At 56.1% G+C, this 1,326-nt stretch carries 1 protein-coding gene; it reads left to right on the top strand.

The genetic code is table 11. The features are described 5' to 3' along the window. Positions 1-75 precede the first annotated feature (75 nt). Positions 76-1,074, top strand: coding sequence for an IS110 family RNA-guided transposase (locus C8N42_RS21320; RefSeq protein WP_107818395.1), 999 nt, complete (start codon positions 76-78; stop codon positions 1,072-1,074). Positions 1,075-1,326 lie beyond the last annotated feature (252 nt).

Genomic DNA, 1,326 nt, shown 5'->3' with positions numbered 1-1,326 from the left:
ATCTTATGGAATGGACGCCCTTTGCACCCAAGCCGATAGTTTCGGTACAAATGGCAAGCAAAAGGAGTTCATAAAATGCAGTTGCTCGCGATCGATTTGGGCAAGCAGTCCTTTCACATACACGGGATTAGCAATGACGGCGAGGTGATCTCGAGGAAGGTAACCAGATCAAAACTTGAAGCCGCAGTTCAGGAACTTTCCCCTGGAACCATTGCCATGGAAGCCTGTGCCAGCGCTCATCATTGGGGGCGTCGTTTCGAGGCTATGGGATTTCCGGTTCGCCTCATTCACCCACGCTTCGTTATGCCCTTCGTCAAAGGCTCGAAGAATGACGCGGTCGATGCGGAGGCGATTCACGAGGCCGCACTGCGTCCGACGATGCGGTTTGTGCCGGTGAAGACGACTGAGCAACAAGATTTGCAAATGCTGCACCGAATACGCGACCGGCTCATCACTCAACGCACTGGACTGATCAATCACATTCGTGGCCTTCTCGGAGAATATGGCGTTGTCATTCCCGTCGGTGCCGTCCGGTTCCGCAAGGATATCAGAACTGCCGTCGTTGAAGCCAAACTGTCGGACTTGGCGAGGCAGAACTTCAACGCACTCATTGCTGAGTTCGAAGCCTCTGACAAACGCGTGGCCGAAATCGATCGAAAGCTGATCGCAATCTGCAAAACCGATGATCGCTGCAAACGACTGGTGACCCTTCCCGGCGTCGGGCCGGTGATCGCCACCGCCTTGATTGCCGCCGTCGATGACGGGCGACACTTCTCGTCGGGCCGCGCTCTGGCGGCATGGATCGGTTTGGTTCCCAGACAATACACGACGGGAGGCAAACCTCGGCTTGGCGGCATAGGCAAACGAGGCAATCAATACTTGCGACGCCAGCTCATCCACGGCGCAAGGTCGGTCCTGATCAGGATCGCCGGACGAAGTGATCGGCGTGCCAAATGGGCGCAAAATCTACTTGCGCGCGCTGGCCACAACAAAACCCTCGTTGCAATCGCAAACAAAACAGCGCGCATCGCCTGGGCAGTGTTGCGCAGCGGTGAAGGCTACAAAACCGCATAGCCGGGGCGCAGGGCGCTTCGACTTTAGAGATGCGAGGTGTATGACGATGGTGTAACGGCAGGGGCCGCCAATTCACAGCCTGTAAGGAGCGATGGCCATCAAAGGCCGGTCATCTTAGAAGGCACGAAAACAAGCGGATCCCATCGAGGCCAGAAGCAGGTAAGCTTCGCAAAAGGCCGGATAGATTCACGCATCCAATGCCGTTGGGACCGAAGTTGAAAAACACCTTGCGCAGGGGGCGTCCATAGATTC

The organism is Celeribacter persicus, from assembly GCF_003050785.1.
GTDB lineage: Bacteria > Pseudomonadota > Alphaproteobacteria > Rhodobacterales > Rhodobacteraceae > Celeribacter > Celeribacter persicus.
This window is presented reverse-complemented; position numbering and strand designations above follow the sequence as displayed.

Bases quoted from the DNA above. Each gene is read 5' to 3' on its own strand.
- C8N42_RS21320 (WP_107818395.1), top strand. From the start codon at position 76: ATGCAGTTGCTCGCGATCGATTTGGGCAAGCAGTCCTTTCACATACAC.